This window comes from Endobacter medicaginis, assembly GCF_014192375.1.
GTDB lineage: Bacteria > Pseudomonadota > Alphaproteobacteria > Acetobacterales > Acetobacteraceae > Endobacter > Endobacter medicaginis.
Window position 1 is genome coordinate 1 of record NZ_JACHXV010000048.1, and the last position, 5,452, is coordinate 5,452.

A 5,452-nucleotide genomic window follows, 5' to 3' on the forward strand; every position below is an offset into this window, starting at 1 on the left:
CCAGAAATGGTCTCGGTCCAACGGTGGTCTCCTTCCGGGGACCTTGAATCACGTCGAAGCCATCGTGGGAATCCACTTTATGGGTCCCAGCCCTAGGAGGCAGCAATCACCGACTGCAACTTGCAAATCAGACTTAAAGGAAAACCCGGCAATGCAACTGCAACCTTCGCCACACCGATGGCGCGAACAGGATCATGCACCATGGCTTCGACCCGTAAAGATGAAGCGCGCCTGAGCGAGCTTCAGGCAGAGATGACCCGCATCCACACGGATGCGGGCGACAACGACCTGTCGGGCGAGATGCGCTCCCGCTGGGAAGCGCTTGAAACCGAACAGCGCACGCTGAACAATCGCATCGCGCGGCAGCGCCTTATCAACGAGTATGATCGCAATGCGCCGGCTGTCCCGCTCGACGACGGCGATCGCCAGTATGTCCAGATGGGTGTCGGTCTGCTGGCGGCAATCCGTGCCGCGATGGGCGACACGGATCGCGAAGCCGGACGCGCCCGCGAGGCCAGTCAGGAACTCGCCCGGCGCAGCGGACGCGGCCCGCAGCAGGGTGGCATCTTGTGGAACCCGGCGGCGGCACCGCGCATCGAACACCGCGTCGTGACGACCGGTCAGCAGTCCACCAGCGGCAATGGCTCGGCCCTGGTCCAGCACGTCCAGAGGGCCGACCTGTTCGTGGATGTTCTCCGCAACGCCCTGATCGTTGCTCGGCTCGGCGGGCGCTATATCCCCAATCTGAGCGGCAGCGTCTCCATCCCGCGCAAGACGGCTTCCTCGAACGTGTTCTGGGTCGGCGAGGGTCAGCCGATTACCGCGAGCGATCCGACCTTCGACCAGATCAACATGACGCCCAAGACGGCCGGCGCCATCACCGAGTTCTCCCGCAACATGGTGTTGCAGAGCAGCCCGGAAATCGAACAGCTTGCGCAGGACGATCTTGCCCGCGACGTGGCCAGTGCGATCGACATGGCCGCCCTGGTCGGCACCGGCACCGGCTACCAGCCGGCCGGCATCGCGACGGTCAGCCCGAATGTCAGCTACAGCAAATCCGGTGCCGTCTATTCCGATTTCACCGGTGCGCTGACGCGACTTGAAACCGCGAACGTCAATGCTTCGGGCTGGGCTCTCGGTAGCGGCGTGCGCGGCGCACTTATGGCGACCGCGCAGACCGGTGCCGAAAATGTCCTGATGGGCCTGAACGGCAGCATCTTCGGTCTGCCGTAGCTTGCGAGCAATTCCCTCGCGCCGGGGCAGATGATCGTCGGCGACTGGTCCGACCTGATCGTCGGCCAGTGGGGGCCGATCGAGATTTTGGTGAACCCCTATGCCAGCGGCAGCTATGAGGCGGGCAACATCAAGGTCCGCGCCTTGGCGTCAGTGGACATTGCGGTTCGTCATCCGCAGTCGTTCACTGTCCTGAACAAGGCGACTTCGTAATGGTCGCGGCCGGCATCGAAACGCGGTCAGCAGTCGCCGAGCTTCGCGCTGCCGGCCGCAAACTCGAAGGCTATGCCGCCGTCTTTGGGCAGGAAGCCCGGATCGGCACCTTCGATGAGACTATCCGGCAGGGTGCCTTTACCGGCACCCTCGCCGATGGCCTCGACAAACTCGGTCTTGTGGATCACGACCCGACGCGGCTTCTGGCCCGCACGTCCGCTGGCACGCTGCGTCTGTCGCAGGACAGTCGCGGCCTCGCGTTCGAGATGGACTTGCCTGCAACCAGCCTGGGCAATGACATTCGCGCGCTGGCCGAAAGCCGCAACCTTGGCGGCATGTCGTTCGCCTTCACCATCGCACCTGGTGGCGATAGCTGGATCGGTGACAAACGCACATCGACCAGCCTGGCGCTTCACGAAATCAGCGTTGTGCAGGCGTTTCCAGCCTATTCCGGCACGTCCGTGTCAGCCCGAGCGCGCCAGTTCGGCTCTACATCCCCGGTCGTTCGGCGTCGGGTTCTGGCGATGATGGGAGGGCACATCTGATGGCCCTTTTTCAGAAATCCGTCGAGCGCCGCGAGCGCATCGAGCCGCGCCTGGTCGCGCCTGAGCGGCGCGCGAGCGATCCGTCATGGGGCGCGGTGTCCGCCGGTGCCGGTGTCTACGGTGCAGGTGGCAGCTTCATCGAGCCGCATCTTGCCGAGACGTTGGGTGCTGTCGTGGCCGCCGTCGAGTTGATCGCAGGCAGCATCGCCAGTCTGCCCGCCTACATCCTCGACGCTGACGGGACAATGCGCCGCCGACCCTGCCGGCGGTGCGCCTGCTGCGGCAGCCCAACCGCCGCATGACCTGGCCCGCGTTCGCCCGTCAGATCGTCGCCGACGTGCTGCTGCGCGGTAATGCCCTCGCCATGATCCAGACCGATGGGCGCGGCGCTGTCTCGGCTCTTGTGCCGGTCCCGTTCGGCTGGCTGAGCCCGCAGGTGATCGACGGCGCAGGCCGTGCCCGCCTGGTGTTCGACTGCGCGGTCAACACGCCTGCCGCCCGGCTGGCTGGTGTGCCTGCAAGGATGCTCGCCGACGACTGTTTGCATGTCCGCGCCCGGTCCGATGACGGTGTGCTGGGTCGTAGCGTGCTCAGTCGTGCCGGTGGTGTCGTGCATAGGGCGCTGGGCGCTGACGAAACAGCATCGGCGATGAGCGATGCGGGCTGGCATGGTCAGGCATATTTGACCGCCGATGGACGTATCGACGCGGACACCGTGGACAGACTGCGAGGCCAGTTTCAGCAGGCGTTCGGTGGAGGCCGTAGTGCCGGGCAGATGCCGATCTTGGGCAATGGCTTGACCATCAAGAGCCTGTCGCTGAACCCCGAACAGCTTCAGCTTCTCGCGACCCGCGAGTTCGGCGTTGCAGAAATCTGTCGTTTGTTCGGCATTCCCGAGCCGCTGATGCAGACAGGCGCGCGGGTGCCGGCAGACCCGACGCCTTGGCTTGCGCTGTTCGCGCAGACGGCCCTCGCACCGATCGTCTGTGAGATCTAAGCGACCTTCGCGGCGGCGATCCTGCCGCCCGGCTGGCGTCTGGTGCTGGACATGGCCGGCCTTCAGCGCGGATCGTTCTCGGCGGTGGCCGCCAGTATGTCGGTCCTGCGGCAGAGCGGCATTATCAGTGCGAACGATGCGAGGCAGGAACTCGGTTTTCCTGTGCATGCGGACGGCGACGCCCTCAATGTAGGTGCGCCGCCGAGCTGGCCGGCCGATGCTACGGGGATGCCGGCGTTGCATCCGTCGCCGGGGCCTACGGGCGATGGCGGGCTGCCGAATGTCGGTTCGAACATGGGGAGCGGCGCATGATCGACTCCCATATCGTCACCCGGCTGCCGCGCTTGATGAAGGAGCGCGAGGTTGCCGTTGAATTAGGTGTGTCGATTGACACGGTTCGTCGCCTGCGCAAGAGGGGCGAAATCGGACATACCAAGATCGGCGACAGGCTGCGCTACACGCCCGAACACGTCCAAGCATATCTTGCCGCCGGAGAGGTCGCACCATGCCCGAGGGTCGTTTCCAGATCGGTGAATACTGGCTCGACAAGCGAGCCGGTTCCGACAACTGGTGCCGGTGCTGGTTCGACCGAGACACGCGCCAGACATGCCGCGCATCACTCGGCACTCGCGACCTTGAGGCCGCCAAGGTCAAACTCGCGCAATGGGTGACGCTCAATGCGCGGGTGAAGAAGGTCGATCCGGCTGACCGGCTGCTGGCGGAGGTATGTGCGCGCTATTTCGCCAAACACGGCCCCGACATCATCGGGCAGAAGTCGCAGCGCCGCAGCCTTGAGATGATGCTGGAGCGCCTGGACCCAATCTCTGTGGATGAGTTCACCATGGAGGTGCAGAACGACCTTGTTCGTCGGATGAAGGCCGAGGGCTATTCGATCGGCACGATCAAGCGTGGCCTGCTGGCGGTGAAGGCGGCGACGAACTGTGCGTGGAAGAATCGGGAGTTGAGCGCGCAGATACCCTATCTGAGCCTTCCCGATGCCGAGCCGCGCGAGCGGGTGCTGACGATCGCGGAGATGGCCGCCCTGTGGGATGCGATCGAGCCGCATCATCTGCGGGTGTTTTTCCTGCTGTTGCTCGGCACGGCAGCCCGACCGGCAGCGCTTCTGGAGCTGACCCGCGAGCAATGCGATGTGGTTAGCAGGCTGATTACGCTCAACCCGGCCGGGCGCGACCAGACCAAGAAGCGCCGGCCGACGATCGCCATTCCTGATTTTCTGGTGCCGGTCATCGAATCGGTGCCGGCTGGCCCGCTTGTGACTTACAAGGGGTCGGCCATCCAGAAGATCAATCTGTCATGGCGCGATGCCCGCAACCTTGCGGGTTTGGATGCCGAGGTTGTCCCGACGACGATCCGGCATACAATCGCGACAGAGTTGCGCCGCCGTGGGGTTCCTGAATGGGAAGTCGAAGGCCAGTTAGGACACGCGGCGCAGGGCAAGAAGACAACAGCGAGGTATGCGAAATATGCACCCGACTACCTGAGCAAGGCCCGCGAGGCCATCGACCAGATCGCAAGCGAGATCGACCGGGTGGCAGCCCGATCGTTCTCTGAATTCACCAATGTGCGTGCTAGTAGCGTGTTAGTCCCGTTTCGGGGATTATTCGAAACCCCCCGAAACACTGGAGCGGGCGAAGGGATTCGAACCCTCGACCCCAACCTTGGCAAGGTCCTCATAGCGTCTGCTGCACTTGTAACCTGTTGATATTCAATGGTCATCAGAGACATGCCTAGCCTGTTGCGGACAACAAGTCCCGACGAAAGTCCCGACAGGTTGTTAGAACCTAAGGCTAGCCGTCAAGCCGGCTTCAACTTGACGCCCAGATGCTGCTAGGAGAGCCAAGGACGTGACGGCGCATCCCGCGCCGATCAGATTGAACATATCCCCGAAATTCGCCCTCAGGAGACTTCCCCGATCGAGGGCTGCAATCACCTGAACCACTGGCGTTTGAATGTCGTGCCATATCCACAGGGTCACTGCGACATAACCTTTCACGCCCAGGCTCAGCCACCGACGAAGATAAACGGGTATGCGACGGTAGAGCACGGGGCGCTCAAGGGTGCGGTAGGCCAGCATAAGCCACCGAAAAGGAGATGAAATCTTCTTCAACGTCATATGCGAACTCCCATACTAGCGTCGACATCAATGTGAAAGGAACCCTATTGATCGACGCATCTGAGGTTTGCGTCCGCTTTTGTGGAAATTCATAGTAAATTATCGATCACCGGCTCTATGGGACCCTCAGCGAAAACCCATACCCCCCCCTCTTTAGGAAAACTCACCAAGTGACCGGGGGTGGGTCGTTTGGGCGCCGCGAGAATTTCAAGCGGCCCGACGAGATGCTGCGTTTTCCTAGGGCTGGGACCCATAAAGTAGATTCCCACGACGGCTTCGACGTGATTCAAAGTCTCCGGAAGGAGACCACCGTTGGACCGAGACCATTTC

General features: G+C 62.7%; 5 protein-coding genes and 2 pseudogenes. All 7 read left to right on the plus strand.

The window, feature by feature from the left end:
* Nucleotides 1-201: 201 nt before the first annotated feature.
* The 7 genes and pseudogenes from FHR90_RS16945 (at nt 202) to FHR90_RS16980 (ending at nt 4,711) form a co-directional block, all read left to right on the plus strand.
* Nucleotides 202-1,446: pseudogene (locus FHR90_RS16945) on the plus strand (phage major capsid protein).
* Nucleotides 1,446-1,991 carry an HK97 family phage prohead protease gene (locus FHR90_RS16955; protein ID WP_176624266.1) on the plus strand — a complete coding sequence of 182 codons (546 nt, stop codon included), beginning with the start codon at nt 1,446-1,448 and terminating at the stop codon, nt 1,989-1,991. The pseudogene FHR90_RS16945 and the gene FHR90_RS16955 overlap by 1 nt, the downstream one beginning before the upstream one ends.
* Entirely contained in the window at nt 1,991-2,293 is a 303-nt protein-coding gene (locus FHR90_RS16960; protein WP_176624264.1) for a hypothetical protein, read from the plus strand. Before FHR90_RS16955 ends, FHR90_RS16960 begins: the two co-directional genes overlap by 1 nt.
* Nucleotides 2,290-2,988 carry a phage portal protein gene (locus tag FHR90_RS16965; protein ID WP_183275550.1) on the plus strand — a complete coding sequence of 233 codons (699 nt, stop codon included), beginning with the start codon at nt 2,290-2,292 and terminating at the stop codon, nt 2,986-2,988. The genes FHR90_RS16960 and FHR90_RS16965 overlap by 4 nt, the downstream gene beginning before the upstream one ends.
* Before the next feature lie 51 nt (nt 2,989-3,039).
* On the plus strand, nt 3,040-3,300 hold the full coding sequence (locus FHR90_RS16970; RefSeq protein ID WP_176624260.1) for a hypothetical protein: 261 nt from the start codon (nt 3,040-3,042) through the stop codon (nt 3,298-3,300).
* Nucleotides 3,301-3,335: 35 nt separating this feature from the next.
* Nucleotides 3,336-3,467: pseudogene (locus tag FHR90_RS17840) on the plus strand (helix-turn-helix domain-containing protein); the annotation flags it as partial.
* Between the two features lie 26 nt (nt 3,468-3,493).
* Entirely contained in the window at nt 3,494-4,711 is a 1,218-nt protein-coding gene (locus tag FHR90_RS16980) for a tyrosine-type recombinase/integrase (protein ID WP_246330358.1), read from the plus strand.
* The last annotated feature ends 741 nt before the right edge of the window (nt 4,712-5,452 follow it).